The organism is Aquimarina aquimarini (assembly GCF_900299535.1).
GTDB lineage: Bacteria > Bacteroidota > Bacteroidia > Flavobacteriales > Flavobacteriaceae > Aquimarina > Aquimarina aquimarini.
Window position 1 is genome coordinate 49,314 of the sequence record NZ_OMKE01000012.1, and the last position, 16,598, is coordinate 65,911.

At 31.0% G+C, this 16,598-nt stretch carries 18 protein-coding genes and 1 tRNA gene; 4 read left to right on the top strand and 15 right to left on the bottom strand.

Annotated features, from left to right (window positions below):
- Window positions 1-16: 16 nt before the first annotated feature.
- The 3 genes from pth to DG508_RS07245 form a co-directional block, all read right to left on the bottom strand.
- Complete coding sequence (gene pth, locus DG508_RS07235) at window positions 17-646, bottom strand: aminoacyl-tRNA hydrolase (protein ID WP_199912765.1); 630 nt, start codon at window positions 644-646, stop codon at window positions 17-19.
- Window positions 647-843: 197 nt separating this feature from the next.
- Window positions 844-1,467 (bottom strand): 50S ribosomal protein L25/general stress protein Ctc, encoded by a 624-nt coding sequence (locus tag DG508_RS07240; protein ID WP_108867500.1) that lies wholly within the window; start codon window positions 1,465-1,467, stop codon window positions 844-846.
- 27 nt (window positions 1,468-1,494) lie between these two features.
- Complete coding sequence (locus tag DG508_RS07245) at window positions 1,495-2,436, bottom strand: ribose-phosphate pyrophosphokinase (protein ID WP_108867501.1); 942 nt, start codon at window positions 2,434-2,436, stop codon at window positions 1,495-1,497.
- Between the two features lie 147 nt (window positions 2,437-2,583).
- Between DG508_RS07245 and DG508_RS07250 the strand changes: the two genes are divergently transcribed.
- Together DG508_RS07250 and DG508_RS07255 are read left to right on the top strand one after the other, a co-directional pair.
- Window positions 2,584-2,665 (top strand) — tRNA-Leu (locus tag DG508_RS07250).
- A gap of 237 nt (window positions 2,666-2,902) precedes the next feature.
- Entirely contained in the window at window positions 2,903-4,930 is a 2,028-nt protein-coding gene (locus DG508_RS07255; RefSeq protein ID WP_108867502.1) for a DUF4365 domain-containing protein, read from the top strand.
- Here DG508_RS07255 and DG508_RS07260 read toward each other — a convergent pair.
- From DG508_RS07260 to DG508_RS07315, 12 genes are all read right to left on the bottom strand, one after another.
- Window positions 4,919-5,824, bottom strand: coding sequence for an Abi family protein (locus tag DG508_RS07260; protein WP_108867503.1), 906 nt, complete (start codon window positions 5,822-5,824; stop codon window positions 4,919-4,921). The two genes, DG508_RS07255 and DG508_RS07260, sit on opposite strands and share 12 nt — an antisense overlap.
- Window positions 5,825-6,122: 298 nt before the next feature.
- The gene (locus DG508_RS07265) at window positions 6,123-6,917 is read right to left on the bottom strand and encodes a hypothetical protein (protein ID WP_108867504.1); all 795 of its coding nucleotides are present in this window, start codon (window positions 6,915-6,917) and stop codon (window positions 6,123-6,125) included.
- Between the two features lie 54 nt (window positions 6,918-6,971).
- Window positions 6,972-7,505, bottom strand: coding sequence for a metallophosphoesterase family protein (locus DG508_RS07270; RefSeq protein ID WP_108867505.1), 534 nt, complete (start codon window positions 7,503-7,505; stop codon window positions 6,972-6,974).
- Between the two features lie 196 nt (window positions 7,506-7,701).
- A complete protein-coding gene (locus DG508_RS07275) occupies window positions 7,702-8,463 on the bottom strand; it encodes a hypothetical protein (protein WP_108867506.1) in 762 nt (253 codons plus the stop codon).
- Between the two features lie 11 nt (window positions 8,464-8,474).
- Entirely contained in the window at window positions 8,475-9,023 is a 549-nt protein-coding gene (locus DG508_RS07280) for a conjugal transfer protein TraO (RefSeq protein ID WP_159090737.1), read from the bottom strand.
- 4 nt (window positions 9,024-9,027) lie between these two features.
- Window positions 9,028-9,318 (bottom strand): hypothetical protein, encoded by a 291-nt coding sequence (locus DG508_RS07285; protein WP_159090739.1) that lies wholly within the window; start codon window positions 9,316-9,318, stop codon window positions 9,028-9,030.
- A gap of 11 nt (window positions 9,319-9,329) precedes the next feature.
- Window positions 9,330-11,000, bottom strand: coding sequence for a type IV secretory system conjugative DNA transfer family protein (locus DG508_RS07290; protein WP_108867509.1), 1,671 nt, complete (start codon window positions 10,998-11,000; stop codon window positions 9,330-9,332).
- Window positions 10,997-11,839, bottom strand: a complete 843-nt coding sequence (locus DG508_RS07295; RefSeq protein WP_108867510.1) for a DUF5712 family protein — start codon at window positions 11,837-11,839, stop codon at window positions 10,997-10,999. The genes DG508_RS07290 and DG508_RS07295 overlap by 4 nt, the downstream gene beginning before the upstream one ends.
- Window positions 11,839-12,240 (bottom strand): BfmA/BtgA family mobilization protein, encoded by a 402-nt coding sequence (locus DG508_RS07300; RefSeq protein ID WP_108867511.1) that lies wholly within the window; start codon window positions 12,238-12,240, stop codon window positions 11,839-11,841. The genes DG508_RS07295 and DG508_RS07300 overlap by 1 nt, the downstream gene beginning before the upstream one ends.
- A gap of 217 nt (window positions 12,241-12,457) precedes the next feature.
- Window positions 12,458-13,255, bottom strand: coding sequence for a P-loop NTPase family protein (locus tag DG508_RS07305; protein ID WP_108867512.1), 798 nt, complete (start codon window positions 13,253-13,255; stop codon window positions 12,458-12,460).
- Window positions 13,252-13,698, bottom strand: a complete 447-nt coding sequence (locus DG508_RS07310; RefSeq protein ID WP_108867513.1) for a helix-turn-helix domain-containing protein — start codon at window positions 13,696-13,698, stop codon at window positions 13,252-13,254. Before DG508_RS07310 ends, DG508_RS07305 begins: the two co-directional genes overlap by 4 nt.
- The gene (locus DG508_RS07315) at window positions 13,698-13,997 is read right to left on the bottom strand and encodes a helix-turn-helix domain-containing protein (protein ID WP_108867514.1); all 300 of its coding nucleotides are present in this window, start codon (window positions 13,995-13,997) and stop codon (window positions 13,698-13,700) included. The genes DG508_RS07310 and DG508_RS07315 overlap by 1 nt, the downstream gene beginning before the upstream one ends.
- Before the next feature lie 399 nt (window positions 13,998-14,396).
- Between DG508_RS07315 and DG508_RS07320 the strand changes: the two genes are divergently transcribed.
- The gene (locus DG508_RS07320) at window positions 14,397-15,155 is read left to right on the top strand and encodes a CBS domain-containing protein (RefSeq protein WP_108867515.1); all 759 of its coding nucleotides are present in this window, start codon (window positions 14,397-14,399) and stop codon (window positions 15,153-15,155) included.
- 17 nt (window positions 15,156-15,172) lie between these two features.
- On the top strand, window positions 15,173-16,597 hold the full coding sequence (locus DG508_RS07325) for a hypothetical protein (RefSeq protein WP_108867516.1): 1,425 nt from the start codon (window positions 15,173-15,175) through the stop codon (window positions 16,595-16,597).
- The last annotated feature ends 1 nt before the right edge of the window (window position 16,598 follow it).

Below are 16,598 nucleotides of genomic sequence, written 5' to 3' on the forward strand. Positions count from 1 at the left end.
GTTCTGAGACATTTCTTTATTTTCCGTTAAAGGTATTCATTGTATTGGCAGTTCCTGCAGTGGTAAATGATTTGATGAGTTCAATTCCTTTGTCTAGTCTTTCTGGCATTGCAGTTTCTTCTTCAGAGCTCCATTCTCCCAAAACATAGTCTACTTGTCTACCTTTGTTGAATTCATCACCTACTCCAAATCTAAATCTACAGTATTTAGAGGTTTGTAGTTGATTTTCGGTATCTTTTAAGCCATTATGTCCACCTGCGCTACCTTTGGTTTTGAGTCTGATAGTGCCAAAAGGAAGATTGATATCATCTGTGATGACTAAAAGATTTTCTATTGGTATTTTTTCTTTACCCAACCAATATCGAATAGCTTTCCCGCTAAGGTTCATATAGGTGTTGGGCTTGAGTAGGATGATCGTTCTTCCTTTGTGTTTATAAGTAGTGAGATCGCCTAGTTTTTGAGTTTCAAAAGAAAGATCTTCTTTTTTTGCCAAAGCATCTAGAATTTTGAAGCCAATATTATGACGAGTGTTATGGTATTTTGGACCAATATTGCCAAGTCCAACAACAAGAAATTTTTTCATGAGATCTTCTTGAGTTTCCTCTATTTTTTGTTTTGAAAATAATTGTTTAATTATCGAAAACATGTTGTTTTTATTTCTGTGAGGAATGGGGTGATTTTTTTTACTGTCTTGAATATAGCTAGAAGCTTGTAAAATAGTATAATGCCCTTGCTCTTTATGTTTAAGCATGTAGAGAGTTCCTCTAAAATTTGTGTAAAAATAAAAAAAAGCATTCTGAACTCAATTCAGAATGCTTTTATATTCTATTAAAACCTGTAGGTTTATGCTTCTGCTGCAGGAGCTTCTGCACCTTCAGCTGCACCTTCAGTTTCTTCATCGTCTTCGTCTTCGTCTACCGCAGTACGAGAAGTCTTAACCATACAAACAACTGTGTTGTCTGGGTGTAGGATAGTAAAGTCATCACTAGCTAAGTTGGTAACATATAATTTGTTTCCGATTTTTAGCTCAGAGATATCTCCTTCTAAAACGTCTGGCAATTTAGACGCTAGACCTTTTACTTTAATACGTCTTAGGTTATAACGTAATACCCCTCCGTTACGAACACCACGAGAGTTCCCTACTGTTTTGAAAGGAATCTCCATAGTAATTGGCTTGTCATCAAAAATTTCAATAAAGTCAATATGTAAAATTTTATCAGTCACTGGGTGAAATTGAATATCCTGTAGGATTGCATTCACTGTAGTACCATTATCCAACGCAATAACCACGGTATGAACGTCTGGAGTGTACACTAAGTTTTTGAAAGCAATTTCTGGTGCTGCAAAGTGTATAATAGTGTCTCCACCGTAAATTACACAAGGAACCTGTCCAGCATTACGTAAGGCTTTTGTTGCTTTCTTGCCTACGCTTTCTCTTTGAGATGCATTGATTGTTAATGATTTCATTTTTTAAAAAATATTAATTAGTATTTACTACATTATAAAGTTAGAACTGATCGACTGGTTGTTATGAACTCTGTTCATCACATCTGCAAATAAATCTGCACAGCTTACAACTCTGATTTTATCACTTTTTTGTTTTAGAGGAATAGAATCTGTTACGATTAATTCTTCTAGTTTAGAATTTTCTAGTCGCTCATATGCGGTACCAGAAAGAATAGGGTGGGTGCAAATAGCTCTTACGCTTTTTGCTCCTCTCTCGATCATTAAATCCGCTGCCTTGGTAAGGGTTCCTGCTGTGTCTACCATATCATCTACCAATACAACATTTTTTCCTGTAACATCACCAATTAGTTCCATGTGTGAAATGATATTGGCTTTTGCTCTTTGTTTGTAACATATTACTACATCACTTTCTAAAGCTTTAGAATAAGCATAAGCTCTTTTAGAACCTCCCATATCAGGAGATGCAATCGTAAGATCATTTAGATTTAATGATTGCAGATAAGGAAGAAAAATTGTAGAGGCATATAAATGATCTACTGGTTTTTCAAAAAATCCTTGAATTTGATCTGCATGCAAATCCATTGTAATGATCCTTGTTGCCCCAGCCGTTTCAAGCATTTTGGCAATTAATTTTGCTGCAATTGGTACTCTAGGTTTATCTTTTCTGTCCTGGCGTGCCCATCCATAATATGGTATTACGGCAGTAATATGTCTTGCTGAAGCTCTTTTTGCAGCATCAAGCATCAATAATAATTCCATCAGATGATCTGAGCTAGGATTGGTAGATCCTATGATAAAAACTCTAGATCCTCTTACAGATTCTTCAAAAGAAGGTTGGAATTCACCATCACTATAAGTTGAGGTAATAACTTTACCTAGTTTAGCGCCATAGGCCGCTACTATTTTTTCTGCGAGTTCTGTACTCTGACCACAAGCAAAAAATTTTGCTTCTGTAACTCCAATTGGCATACTGTAAATTATTGTTTTGTAATGAGTTGAAATTAATTCTAAAAAAATAAGGTGCAAATTTAGAAATTTATTTTCACTCTATGCTTTATTTTATTACTTATTTGCTGGTGAGAAAGGAATATTTTATTAATTTTGCCATCTCAATATGCTCGAGTGGCGGAACTGGTAGACGCGCTGGATTCAAAATCCAGTTCTTTCGGGAGTGTGGGTTCGATTCCCACCTCGAGTACGAGAAACCTCTGAAATCTTTTGATTTTAGGGGTTTTGTTGTTTTTAGGGGCAACTAATAGGGCAACTTTTTAACATATATAGTATTCTGATGCGATTTATAGTGTAATTAAATTTTGAATCTTATATTGCTGTAATTCATTTGTTTATCAATGTTTGTTAAAAATAAGATTATCAATTTTCTTATAATATGTAACTTTACTATTTAGGATTTACCTGTGAAATTATAACATATAATATGACCGACTTTTTAGATAGTATGCAATTGCCAAATAGCAATGAACAAGAAGAACTCGAACAATTGTCAAAAGATAAATTACGTCCATTATTTGATTTAACATTATTCGAAATTCGAGAAGAAGTATATAGAGATAAGGGGGTTGATCTTGATATAGAGTTGAAATATGATAATAAGTATACTAATTTCAGATTCATAGTTCAATTGAAAGCTACGGAGACAATTGAAGAAAATTCTGATGGTTCTTACAGTAAATCTATTGACACATCGAATATTCAGTATTTGTTTAATTCTGGTAAACAGGCGTATTATGTATTGTATCACAAGCCTTCCAACGAATTTTACTATGCAAGTATTAATGAATTTATTAAAAAATTGTCAAATAGTAATGAAAATTGGGAGAGCCAAAAAACAAATACTTTAAGATTTGATAGTGGAGTAAATTCTCAAGTAGTCGAGGAGATATACAGGAATGTTCTAGAACGTGGAAAAAACCTAAGGAAACTTAATCAAAGAATAGCACTTTCGTCCAGCGATAATTTTGGTAAAATATCCATTACTGATGAAAATTTAAGTTTTTATTCTGAGGATGAGATTAGAGATAAATTAGAACAATTTGGTTTAGGTTTAGTTAATGAGGGGAATTCCAAGCTTGTGGTTAAAGCAGCAAGTCTAGTCTCTAAAAACCTTCAATTAGGTTATGCTAAATTCAATTTGGTTACTGCTATTGCAAATTACAATTTAGGAAATATGCTAGAATCTTTATCGCTTCTTAAACAGGCAGAAAAGGATAAAGAGGATTTAAGGAAAGAGGATTTGAGTCTACTTGATTATTTTACAGCAAAAGTGAGATATTCCTTAGGAATAATGACAAATGAGGAATATTTTGAAAAAATAACTACAATTGAAGAATCAAGTTTTATTCAATATTATGTCAAAATTGAATCCTTGGGTAGAAAGCATAATGATGGATCTGGTGTTTATTCATTAAATAACTATAAAAAGGACTTGGATGAGTTAATTGATGGAGAAGATGTACCGAAATCTATTGTGAATATTGCAAAATCAGAATATTATAAATATTGGTCAATGGATATTAACCTTAGAGGGCTTCAAAATTCAATGCTTGTTAATAAGGAGGTAAGTTCGCCTGGAATTATTAATTCAATAGAGAGTCAACAAAAACAGATTATTGAACTAGAGCATTACCATAAAGAAATTCAAGAAAAAATAATCAAGGATAAAGATTTTTTTAATTATTGGTTACTGGAAACTTATAGAATAAATTATCACTATGAATCCTTTGTGATTTCTAAAATAATATCAGATTCTGAAGGAGTGCTTAAAGCGGATAATGATGAAATTTTCAATAGGATAAATTTTCTAATAGATGAAATTCGAAAAATTGAATTGAAATATGATGAAATTAATCATATTGAAAATAAAATTGTTTGTATGACTCAGGAATATGAAATGCTTTTGTTTTTGAATAAGAGTGAAGAAGCTAATAAATTAGGAAACGAAATCGCAAATATTATAGATCTATATGAATTGAGAGATTTTAAAAGAAGGTTTAATCTTCTTAGTAGCGGAGATACTAAGTTTTTTCGATTAAAGGAGTTTTTAGAAGAAGCGATTAAAGAACATGATGATAAAATAGAAAAGGTTAAAGTATATACGGATAAAGTAGCTGAGTTGGATGAAAAAGATAAAGAAAGACAGAGTCTACTTGGAAAGGAAATATATACTATCGATTTATTTCCTTTGGGATATTATTCTTTTGAGAAAGAAAAACTTCAAATTTTTTATAATATTTTAGAAATAAAAGATAATAAATTGACAGAGCAACTTGAGCAGATGTTCGAGTTAGTGATACCTCAATTAAATTTATTTAAAGAAATAATCATTGAAGAGGGGTATTTAAATGGTATTCGAGAATACGAAGGGTTAAATAGCTGGAAGTTGGCTTGTGAAAGAAGGGAAAAATTTTTTGAAAATGAAATAATAAGAGTTAAACTACTTCCATAAAGGTTCATTCTGCCAGTTAGGCTTCATTCCAAGGGCATCTGGATCAACATTAGGGTATTTTTGAAATAAGGTGTCCAATTTGCTTGTAAAAGTATTACCTGGTTGTACTGTGTTGAGTAAATATTTCATTAAACAAAGATGTACATATAGTTTCTGAAATTGTCTTGGTACATTTTCTATTTCAAGTATCCAAGGATTTGGGGGCTTTGGTAATAATTTTGGTGCTCCTGGTAAGTTCCTGTTCCAAAGTCTTGAATGATGTGCACAATAATTTCGTATTTGCGCTATAGATTGTAACCAACTAGGTAGAAAGGTATGATTTACTACTCCATATTCTTGTGCAATCTTATCCTTAGCTTTTACAGTGTTTTTGAGATTCCCATATAATTTAGATAAAGCTCCAAAACTAGTTTGTTCTAAGGATTTCCATGCAGGAGGGAAGCGTAAATCATCTTTGTGTTTTTTTCTATGGTTTTTAATTGTAGGGTCTTTCGATCGAGACAATTCTTCCTCTAAATTAGATAGTGTTTTTACAAGAGCCATACTATCACTAAATAAATCAAAATTTTGAAACCACCATGGGTTTATTTCATGTGATAGATGGTAAATAAGTTTTGTTCTTAGACTAATTTCTATTTTTTCAATGACATCAAAAAGTAAAATACGCAGTTCTCTATCAAAGCTATAAAGAGCAATAACATCTGAAAAACGACTATTCTCTTTGAAAATATGTTGTTCTTTATCAGATTGCATAGAATGCCAATACTCACCTAATCGATAATAACTTATGTGTGAAAGGTAGTGCTCTGCATTATCTTCTGTTATTATTTCTAGGCCTCTATCTTTAAGTTTTTGTATTTGTTCTTGTATGGTGGTTGGTTCTTTTTTAAACATATTAGTGGTAAAATAAGTATGTAATTTTAAAACAGAAAGGTCTATAAAGCAAAAGACACACCCTGGGACGCTGTTCTAATGGGTAGCGTGGTGTGTACTGTTACTGCAAATATATAGTTTTTATATCTTTTTTCTGTCTTTTTTAACAATATTTTTCTACAGTAGAGGAAGGTAATCCTGTTTTTCTATGCTATTGTGAACATCATATTGTCACAAAAGTAGTATGTTTTTAAAGTAGTATGTTTTTGTGACAATATGAATGTTCTGTGTCTATTTGTTAGATTCTTTTTTACTTAAACTAATCTTTACTCTTTAAGCTTACTTTATCCACTTTTGATTTTGGAATAAACTCTACAACTGAATCCCTTTTGTTAATAATTATAAATGTGGTTTTATTTTGTCCTATAACGAGTTGAGAGTTTTTTAACTTTTCGTTTCCTTCTACATCAATCAGGTTAATATCTTTTTCGTACTGGAATCTTTCTTTTGCAAAAACTTTTCCTAATATCTTTCCTTTAATCGAAATAAGAATAATAAAAAATATCAAAAAAATATCATGCTTAGCTTTTCGATGTAGATAAATAGATAATATTGCTAATCCTAGCAGAGCTATAGTTATTAAGACATTATCAATAGAATTAGAGTAATCGAAAACAAGCCAGCTAACAAAAAATAGGGGTAAAAAAAGCATTAAACCTAAGATCAATATTTGTCCTTTTGAAAAATATTCATCTTCTTTATTTGTTTTTAATTTAACAAAAAAACCACCAAACATTAAGGCTAGTAAAGATACTAATAAAATAGAGTTAAAAAATAAATCAAACCTACCAAGCGTAAAGTTATAAATATCCACATATTCAAAATGAAGAAAATAATCTACTCCAAAAGATGCATAATAACTTGTAGTAAAAGAATAACAAAAGAGAGTTATGATTATAGTTCCAGAAATAAAATTCTTAATTAATTTTAAGTTTAATGATGCTTGCTTAACCTTTGACTCTTTATTTAACCATTTAGAAAATACGATAGGCTTGTTCGATAATATAGTCAACGTTTTTTTAACAGTATTTAATACTTTTTGCAAATAATTCATGTGGTATTTTTTGGAGATTATTAAATAATGATAGAATTCTAAATTGATGTCATTTTATAAATTATTGTTATTAATTATTAATCTTACTTCCTCATAAGACAATGGATAAAAGTTATGACAATCCACACCAATATCCAATGCCGTTTTTCGATTAAAATTTGTCAATTTTCCATGAGAATGCCCAAAAAGATGATAAGCCCCACTATACTTACCTTTCCAAGTCATCAATGGGTAATGCATCATTACTATTAATTGATTATTTACAGAATCTGGATCAGGTAATTTTAATTCGTGATAGTCTTTAATCCATTCAAATCGTTCCTTGCAGTCCCGATTCAAATCATCATGATTTCCTTTGATTAAATGAATTTTCCCGTTTAGCCGCTCTAAGATCTCAACCAACTTACTAGATGCCATTAATCCAATATCACCAAGATGATAGACGATATCATTCTTTTTTACTTTCTCGTTCCATCTTAGGATCATTGTTTCGTTCATTTCGTCAACAGTTCCGAAAGGTCTATTAGCATGTTTAATAATTCCTTTATGCCCGAAATGATGATCAGAAGTAAAAAAGATAGTACTCATTTATTATTCTTTGTGAATTAATTATTTTCTTGTTTTGATTTCTTCTAAATTTTGCTTAACGAAGTGAAACGAACAAAGATTCCTGGTAAGTGCCTGTATAGGCCTTAACAGGAATTTTGTGAAGTTGATCGAGATAAGTGAAATTTAGAATCCTGATTAGATTTTTTTTGCCCTAAATAAGCTACTTGATTAAGTCTTACTTAAAAAAATCAACAGTTACTTTTTCGGATCTTTCTACTCCATTAGAATCAATAATAACTATTGTGAAAGTGTCTTCAATTGCTGCGAGTGAGCCTATTAATCGAATGTTAATGAAGGTATGTGAATTTGTGCCAAGAGGTCTTATTTGACCAGGAACAGCTGTCATTCCTGATCCTACATTTCCTATTTCTATCCAGGCATTTGAATTTTCTCCTTTAAAATAAATATTGTACTCTAAATTTTGATTTACATCAGGGATAATAATACTCAAAGAAAATTGAGCAGCATCCCAAACTGATACACTTTTCTTCTTTGGGTTTATAATAATTTCAAAATCAGTAGGTAAAGTATTGTATTTTATCGTTTGCGTTTTACGAATACCATTTGAAGCTTCCACTACAAATTCTATTTCATTATTTTGAATTGCAGTTCCTTTGAATTCCATAAATGTTATTCCTTCTGAAATATCGAATTCTCTGTTCTGAATGATAGTTTCTTCTTCAGATGGAAGCTTTAATTCACCTTCTACATTCGTGAAATAAGCTTTATATGTCAAATTATCATTGCCTTTCTTTTGAATATTAACATTAAAAGACGTGTATTCATTTACGTAGCTCTCTTGCTTATCAAAAAGAACAACAACATTGAAATCTGTTTGTTCGATGGTAGTTGATTCAGTTTCTTGTATTTCGATGTCCAACTCTTCACAGGATAGAATTGATACTATTGCACTAATAAAGATGATTATTTTTTTCATTGTTTTAATGTTTAGAATTTAAAAGCTAGACCTAGCCCTATCATGAATTTATTTTCTCCTATTTCGCTATTAATATGATAAAAGTGAGTGTACCTTCCTATGGCAGAAAAGTGATCGTTAATTCTTACATCAGCTTCTATAGCTCCATAACCTCCATAGATTATACCGTCTCGTGTTACTATAGATTCTCGATCGAACAATTGTATCTCTGAATTATCAATAGATTCATCTCCTACAACTCCGCCAATTCCTATTGAAAATAAACCTGACTTATTTCTATTATTAGAGATAAAAGGGATTTTGATAAAATATCCAACGTTCAAGGTGTATATTTTGATTGGAATTCTATATTCTGTTTTCTTTTCTTTTAAAAAACTGGCGTAACCACCAATCTCGAAATATTTACCAATATTTTTATCAGGGTAGTAATGAAAATTACCCATAGCAGAATAGCCATTTTTGGAATAGCCGATCAAACCGCTTACTCCATTTGAATATTGACTTTTTACAGTACAAAAAACCAATAACATGATGAGTAGAGTTATATGCTGTTTTTTCATATTCTTAATTTTGTTTGTTGCTTGTAATTTCATAATGTTTTAATAATAGATTGGTCTTAACCATTTGATTTTCCAGTAGCTTTATTTGAGTTTTTAAATGTTCGTTTTCTTGCTCAATAAGATTAACAACATTCTTGTCTTTAAAAATTAGCGTTCTTCCTCTTAGCTTCTCTATTGACAGGTATACTAGTACTATTGTCAGTAATACCATTATTGAGATAAATGATCGGTAGATCTTATCACTCAAAAACCAGTTTTCGGTTTTGTACCACAAATTGTTTGTACTTGTTTCCATAATATTGATTTTTAGAAATTAATTAGATTGTCGTTTCCTTTTTGTTTGTTACCAGTAATACTCAAAACTTCATTGATGATATTGTCATAATTACGTTTGAAATATTCTTCGGGAGTTTTGATGTTATAAGTATGTTTTATTTCAGGTTGTTCAGAAATCAAAAACTTAGTCTTTAAAAATTCTCGGGGTGTACCTTCTGCTACAATTCCATAGAATTCCCCTTTATCCAAATTCATAATATCAGTAACCTTAACACGATCTCTTTCCTGAATCGATTCGTTTTGTCCTTTGCTCTTACTTCTTCCTAATTGCCAAGCTAACCCTCCAGATTTCCCATCATTCTGTGAAGCGGTTACAAAAGTTCTATCTTGTTTGCTGAAAATAGATTTTATCATTTCTGCAGTTTTTACATTTGCGGTTCGCCCATAAATTTGCGTACCTAAATTTGAAAGAATAGATTGAGCAGCCTCTTTTCCATTTTGAGCTTCGATTTGACCATAATCCTGTGCAGCATAGATTGTAGAAATTTTATTGGATCTTGCTGTGGCTAAAAATTCTGTTAGTCTAGGAATGAAAATTGTAGGAGCTTCATCAATTATAATTGTACTCTTATATTTATCTTCTTGATTCATTAACCGCAGTGTAGAAGATAGAATAAGGGAAATGACTGGGGCATATGTAGCTGATAAAGTACTGTCATTACCAATGCACATAAACTTTGGGTCGCTGGGATCATTAAGGTCTAATGAAAAATCATTCCCAGATAGAATCCAAAATATTTCAGGGTTATTAAGTGTTGATAAAGCATTTTGAAGTGTTGACATTACACTGGCTACTAGTCTATTAGCTTTACGATCCATTGCTTGCCTCAAACTAGAAATCATTCCAGAAGCTTCGGTATCTGTTCCTACCATTTCTATAATTTTCTCTGTATCGACATGTAAAAACATGCTAATGATATGTGGTATGGTGCAATACTCTGGGTGATTATTTCTCATATACCACATCACACCTGTTAGAATACTTTGAGCTTCCCTATCAAAATACTCTCTCTGTTTTATAGTTTCTGGCAGAAGGTTTTGAATAAGGGTTTGGCTTAATTCAAAAGCATGGGCAGATTTGAGAAGGTATTTTGGGGAAATCGGATTAACTCTATTACTTCTAGAAGGATCTTTAAAATCTACAAAAAATGTACTTACCTTAGTTGAATCTTTATATTCGTATAATAGTTTTTCACTCATGGAAGGTGCTTTAAAATCGTAAAAAACACCAGCCATTTCATTTTTTGCGGATTGAATGATTGTTGGTTCGATTACGCTTTTCGATTTTCCTGCACCAGCTCCACCTTGTACATATATATTTCTATAGATGTTATCAATTGTTATGATTCCTTTTTCTGTCTTAAAACTTAAACTTTCTGAGCTATCACTATTTTGAGGATCAACAACTTCTATGGCATTAATTTTATCGAGACTCTTTTTAATAAACAACTTATTGATCCAGTAGTAAAAAGGAAAAACTGTGACCAATAAGTTAACTAATGGGAAAAAGTAGATCAGTACTCCAAAAGCATAATGAATCTTAAAATGCTTACAGAATAGATAACAGCCATATACTGTCCAGATTTTTATTATAAAAAATAAAGTGTGTCCTAATACTTCAATTAAATTAATGTCTTTCATAATTCTAGTTCTTTTGATTTATCTATATTCTTTTCTTGTATTAGGTTTTTATATTTTATATTTTCTTCAGGAGCTCCATTCTTTAAAGCATATTGCACTTCAAACTTCTCATTCAGGCTTCTTTTATATTTGAACTGTTCGTCAAAGGATTGTTCATTTTTGATAACCCATTGCATTCGGTCAAAACTTGCATTAGGTATATTCCTACCCCTCAGTTTATGATTATTAGTGTTTCTGGCACTTCTATGCGGACTTAATCGGATTCGTTTTTCTTTATGGGATCTACTAACTACAATATGCACATGACTTTGTAGCCCAGGTTTTAACTCTCCACTTTTAACTTTACCCGTGATAACTTCTTTTTCTGTGCCTTTATACTTTCGTTTGTGTTCAGTTTTACCGAAATACACAATGTTATTTTTGGATAGATTAATCCCGAAATTCGAAGCATAGTTTTCCATTGCATTTCTGGCATACTCACGGATGTTAGTATTGTATTTTTCAAACTCTTTTTTACTCATTTGGTTCACATCATCAATCCCTTTTCTACCAGTTGCTTTTTCTGCCAAATAGCTCAATTCCTTTTCACTAAAATTCAATGTTACAGTGAAGTATTTATCTTCTTTTTTGGTTAGTCCTTTTCCTTTTGTATTCTGATCAATCTTTTGCATTGCGGTTGCTGTTGATAATTTGTTTTGTTGCTGATCAAAAAAGAATTGTTGGCGATCATACTTTTTATCTGCTATCAATTCTTGATTTTCTTTATTTAGGTAAAAAGTATATTTGGAACAACTCCCTTTACTGTCAGCGGTAGTTTTATGTATAATACAAACTGGCATTATCTTAATTTTGAGTTCAATTGTTTTAATGATTCACTAATCTTTAATAGATCATTTTTTAACTCAGTATCTTTTTCTTTTACTCTCCCGAAAATGGAATTCAGATTCTGAATTAAATCTTTGAAAAAAGTGGTGTTCTGTTCAATAGATTCTGATAATGACACTTGCAACGGATAGAGAATTTCAGATTCTTGTGTTTTGAAAAAACCGACAATTCTACGATCAATAACCTTTATCATTTGAGAGGGAGTTTTGTCATTTATTAGAGCTGGGTCTTGTCCTGTTTTTTTGAAAAACAGTATCATACCTTCTGTGAATTTTCCGATAGGACGGTTAAATTCTTCTGAAAGATTCCTCAAATCCTTATGGGATTTTTCATTAATCACAATACTCTTTTTCATCTGTTTTATAATTTTTAATGTTGAAAATCAGATCATTACATAGATGTTATAAGAATCTTATAAACCGTTATAAATTTTAACTTGTTCTAATTGATTGATTTCCCTTTGGTTAGCCTCGCAGAGCAAGTTAAGTTCACTGCGTTAGCATGAGCTCAACTTGCTGTTCTTAAAATAAGAACACGCTCACCGTTTCTTAGAATTGGGTATCAAAGGGAAATTAAAATCTACGACTCTCGCCATTAAGAGGAATCACATTAAACATGTGGTAGATACGATCATCGATGCGTTTATGATTTTCTTTAGCATCCCCATCATATTTTTTTACGAGTTCTTTAATAGTAAGATTAGTAGAGCAAAAAGTCTTTGTACCGATAGCTTTAAAGCGATTATATCGCATTTCTAAAATCTCTCTCATGAGTTCCTTTCTAATACCAAAGTCGTTCACGATTCTTTCACTGCCCAGATCATCAAAGTATACTTTGCCTTTTGAGTAATTTTCAATTACACTTTCACCACCTCCGGAGGAATTATTTTTCTTATTTTCTTTATTGAATTTTGTTGTGATGGTAAGGCAAGAAACATTGGTAAACCATAGTTGCGGAATGTTATGTGCTTTTCCGATACTTTGCATGATTTCAAAAAATGAAGTTTTGCCAACTCCACAATTTCCAGCAAGCATGATACCTTTTTGTAATTGCCCATTTTCTACTATTTCTTCAAATGAGGGATCATTTGCAAAATAGCGACAAAGGATATCGAGTATGTGTCGATTTTCATCATCTACAATGAATGCTCTGCGTTCTTTCAAGTAATATGCTTTTGCAGCCTTATAGAACTCTTTTTTAAGCCACTCTAGGGGTAAGGTCATATTTTTAATTTTAATAGGTTCTGGTGTGTTATGAAGATTTTCGAAGTATTCTATAGTTTTTCTTTGTCGCGCAATTCTTTCTTTTTTTTCTTCGGGAGTTTCCAACCCAAACTTTTCTTTTACTCTTTGTCCTAATGAATTTTTCATTTTTTTCTTGGATTTGCGTTGATCATTTTTGATTTTTTCTTTTTAAAAGAAGATGTATTATTACTATGTATTATTATACTTCCAGTTTCCCCACTTCGGGAATCCTGTATCTGCGAAGTGCGGACTGCCAGACTATGGGAGTGCGCAATAGCTGCTTTCAGGTAGTGCGAAATTTTCAAATATCGTTTTGATCCATTTTGTGTTCTGATTACTTTTCTAGTGATCATTTTTTTATGCACTAGAGTTTTAATTATTTCAGATACTCTACTTTCTGATAATCCAAAAAAATCTGCGAAATACTTATTTCCTGCATAGCAGCAATCTTGTTCATCAGGGTTTTCAAGGCTTTCAATCTCAATTATGAAAACCTTTTCCTGTAAAGACAGCTCTTTGCTCAGCCATATTTCTTTAGGAATCCAGACTCCTTTGAACGCTCTATTCATTATCTTCTACTTGATTGTGCTAGTCCTGGATTTTTACGTGCAAGTTTCAATAACTCAGATTTCGAGAAGAAAATCGATCTGCCAATTTGGTAATATGGTACCTTTCCTTTTTTCTTCCAGCTTATCAAGCTTGTTACTGATATACCTAAGAAAGCTGCTGTTTCTTTTTGTGATAGTCGATCTTCTGTTAGGTTGATAGGAGTTTGTTGTATAAATTCTGTTTTACGTAATCTATTGATTACTAAATCTATCATTCTTTCGAGATCCTTTTCTGTGTGTGTAATTAACTTGAAACTCATATGGCTCTGTTTTAAATTAAACCACTTTTAATAGTTGTGGTGTTTGAACAGGTCAAATTTGGTTATAAGTTATACGTGGAGTATTTGCACCACCCCAAAAAAATATTTTAGTGCAATTGCAAAAATCATAAGAATTAGCTATTAATAACTATGTTTATTCTTAAAAAAGGATAAATTCTATAATTAGATAACATAAGAATATATTGATAATAATTTATTGTAAATCAATATTTTACGTATATTTATTGAATTAACTACCCTATATTTTCAACCCCACCTTTTAAGTGTGCATATTCTCCACCTTTGGAAAACCTATGCATATAAATTACCCTGTATTGGGTATTTTAATAGGTGTGATTAAGAATTAATTTTAAGCAACTTTTATAAAACTATTTAGTGATGAAGGAAAAAAAAGCAATTCTGGGAACTCTAATTTTTATGATAATTTCAATTGGAGTTTATTGGGTTCTAAAAAAAATTGGAGTAGAAGGAAATGTTTCATATGCAACAATTTTATTGTTACCCATACTAGTTTATGTTATTCTTGCAGATAAAATCACTTCATTTAAAGCGGGAAATATTGAAGCTACATTTAAGGAAGTAGCCAATCAAAAAATTTCTACAGGTGATGACTCCATAGAACAACTTTCTAATGATGATAACTTAGAAATTATTGCTAAAGGACCAACAAGTATCCTATCCGAAAGGGTTATTAATCTCAAAAAGAAAACTGATGGCAATAAGATTATATTAACTCTTAAAATGGGAATAGGCGGTTATTATACTCGAGAGGCAGTTGCTCGATATATAAAAGATTTATTTATGTTCACCAAATTCAGATTTATCGTTCTCTTAGATAGTAATCAAAAAGTCGTGGCATTCATAAGTAAAGAAAAACTTTCTGCAATACTTGAAAATAAAAACCTTGGACGTGAATTCATTAGAATTGTTAATGACGGTGTAACGCAAGAGTTAAATATTTTTCCAGGGATAATTTTAAATAAGATTATGGACTCAACAAGAAATATTGAAGCTTTGAAAGAAATGGATAGTAATGGGCTTGATGAACTAATTGTTGTTGATAAGAAAGGAAGATTAAAAGGTGTTATTCAACGTGAAGATATCTTGAGCAAACTAATGATTGCTCTTGCAAATTAAACTATAATACTCCACCAATGTATAAAAAACTATTTTCATCAATAATACTTTTTCCTTTTTTTGTTTTTTCTCAGGATAAACCAGAAGAAAAAAATATTCATTTAGATAATGTTGTTGTATTTGGAAAATATATTGAAAAAGAAATTATACTTCCGAATGAAAGGAATCTTATTCTTGATGTAATTCTTAAAAGACTCCCTAAAAAATATTCTAAAAGGTTTTATAACTCTAATGACAGTTCGAGATTTGATAAACTTTTCGATACTATCATTGATAAAAAAGTTACTTGGAAACAAAAGGAGAAGGATAAAAACAAACATGTTTTGATAATACCTCCTTTAAAGCCAAATTACTTTTATCAGGTTTGTGTTAAATATTCTGATGCTGATAATATTTATGGTGTTTTCACTATGATACATAATGAAGGCAAATATGTTATATCTAGTGACGAATCCGAGAAAAAAAAGTGGATGAAATTAGTAGATAGACTTAGTAAAAAGTATTACCCGTATAGTATAACTTATAATCCTACTTTGAATGAATTAAACTCATACAAAACATTAATAAAAGATATTTCTTTAGATACAATGTCATCAGAAGATTCCACAAATCTAGAAAACATTACTTTTAAGAGCTTCGAAATAATGAATTTTAGGCACCCGAGCTTTTCCAAAATACACACATTTAGCAAAGTAGTACAAGCTAAAAAATCAAATTTTGTAGAAAATGAACAAATAATATTCAGTCAATATTTTTCACCTTTTTATGATTATATCAAAATATATAATTTCTATGAAAACTACTTAATTTCTGTAATGCAGAACCGAAAATTAAACGGAAGTGAGATAATAAATTTAATTGAAGACGCAATTAAACAAAAAAGGTCGACATATAGAGATAATCAATTCGTTCCAAACTTTCTAAGTACTGCAGAATATTCTATATATTATGAAAAATCAATTGCATCTTCATATACGAGTTCATATTCGACTTCCTATAGACGAACTTTAGTTCCTGATTTTGGATATGTGGGTTATGTAAATGTTTCCTCATCTACTTCTTTAAAGGGAGGTAGCCCATTTGTAGGTGTAAATATTAGTCTTTCACCAGTTAATAAGAACATTCCATATAACTTATCTGATTTGACAATGGCTCAAAGATTTTCTATTCATACTGGGGTTGTTTTGGAATCTGTAAAAGAAACTAATGTTAGAGATGATTTTTTTAGTGACTTTTCATTAATGCTCGGTGGGAGTTACAAAATGATCACACAATCTACAAGGATAAATTTTGGAGGTATTCTTTATAATAAAATAGATCCTATTTCTGGTAGTAAAGAGTTAGCCATTCAACCTTATATAGGTTTATCAATTGATATTGAGATTAGAAAATGGCTTTCAGAATTTATACCATCGCTAACTGAAAATTTTAAAAAACCTTGAA

Excerpts from the sequence above, each read along its gene's own strand:
- pth (WP_199912765.1), bottom strand. The coding sequence starts at position 646 with ATGTTTTCGATAATTAAACAATTATTTTCAAAACAAAAAATAGAGGAA.
- DG508_RS07325 (WP_108867516.1), top strand. The coding sequence starts at position 15,173 with ATGTATAAAAAACTATTTTCATCAATAATACTTTTTCCTTTTTTTGTT.
- DG508_RS07255 (WP_108867502.1), top strand. The coding sequence starts at position 2,903 with ATGACCGACTTTTTAGATAGTATGCAATTGCCAAATAGCAATGAACAA.
- DG508_RS07270 (WP_108867505.1), bottom strand. The coding sequence starts at position 7,505 with ATGAGTACTATCTTTTTTACTTCTGATCATCATTTCGGGCATAAAGGA.
- DG508_RS07260 (WP_108867503.1), bottom strand. The coding sequence starts at position 5,824 with ATGTTTAAAAAAGAACCAACCACCATACAAGAACAAATACAAAAACTT.
- DG508_RS07315 (WP_108867514.1), bottom strand. The coding sequence starts at position 13,997 with ATGAGTTTCAAGTTAATTACACACACAGAAAAGGATCTCGAAAGAATG.
- DG508_RS07305 (WP_108867512.1), bottom strand. The coding sequence starts at position 13,255 with ATGAAAAATTCATTAGGACAAAGAGTAAAAGAAAAGTTTGGGTTGGAA.
- DG508_RS07240 (WP_108867500.1), bottom strand. The coding sequence starts at position 1,467 with ATGAAATCATTAACAATCAATGCATCTCAAAGAGAAAGCGTAGGCAAG.
- DG508_RS07310 (WP_108867513.1), bottom strand. The coding sequence starts at position 13,698 with ATGAATAGAGCGTTCAAAGGAGTCTGGATTCCTAAAGAAATATGGCTG.
- DG508_RS07265 (WP_108867504.1), bottom strand. The coding sequence starts at position 6,917 with ATGAATTATTTGCAAAAAGTATTAAATACTGTTAAAAAAACGTTGACT.
- DG508_RS07280 (WP_159090737.1), bottom strand. The coding sequence starts at position 9,023 with ATGAAAAAACAGCATATAACTCTACTCATCATGTTATTGGTTTTTTGT.
- DG508_RS07300 (WP_108867511.1), bottom strand. The coding sequence starts at position 12,240 with ATGAAAAAGAGTATTGTGATTAATGAAAAATCCCATAAGGATTTGAGG.
- DG508_RS07275 (WP_108867506.1), bottom strand. The coding sequence starts at position 8,463 with ATGAAAAAAATAATCATCTTTATTAGTGCAATAGTATCAATTCTATCC.
- DG508_RS07245 (WP_108867501.1), bottom strand. The coding sequence starts at position 2,436 with ATGCCAATTGGAGTTACAGAAGCAAAATTTTTTGCTTGTGGTCAGAGT.
- DG508_RS07285 (WP_159090739.1), bottom strand. The coding sequence starts at position 9,318 with ATGGAAACAAGTACAAACAATTTGTGGTACAAAACCGAAAACTGGTTT.
- DG508_RS07295 (WP_108867510.1), bottom strand. The coding sequence starts at position 11,839 with ATGCCAGTTTGTATTATACATAAAACTACCGCTGACAGTAAAGGGAGT.
- DG508_RS07290 (WP_108867509.1), bottom strand. The coding sequence starts at position 11,000 with ATGAAAGACATTAATTTAATTGAAGTATTAGGACACACTTTATTTTTT.
- DG508_RS07320 (WP_108867515.1), top strand. The coding sequence starts at position 14,397 with ATGAAGGAAAAAAAAGCAATTCTGGGAACTCTAATTTTTATGATAATT.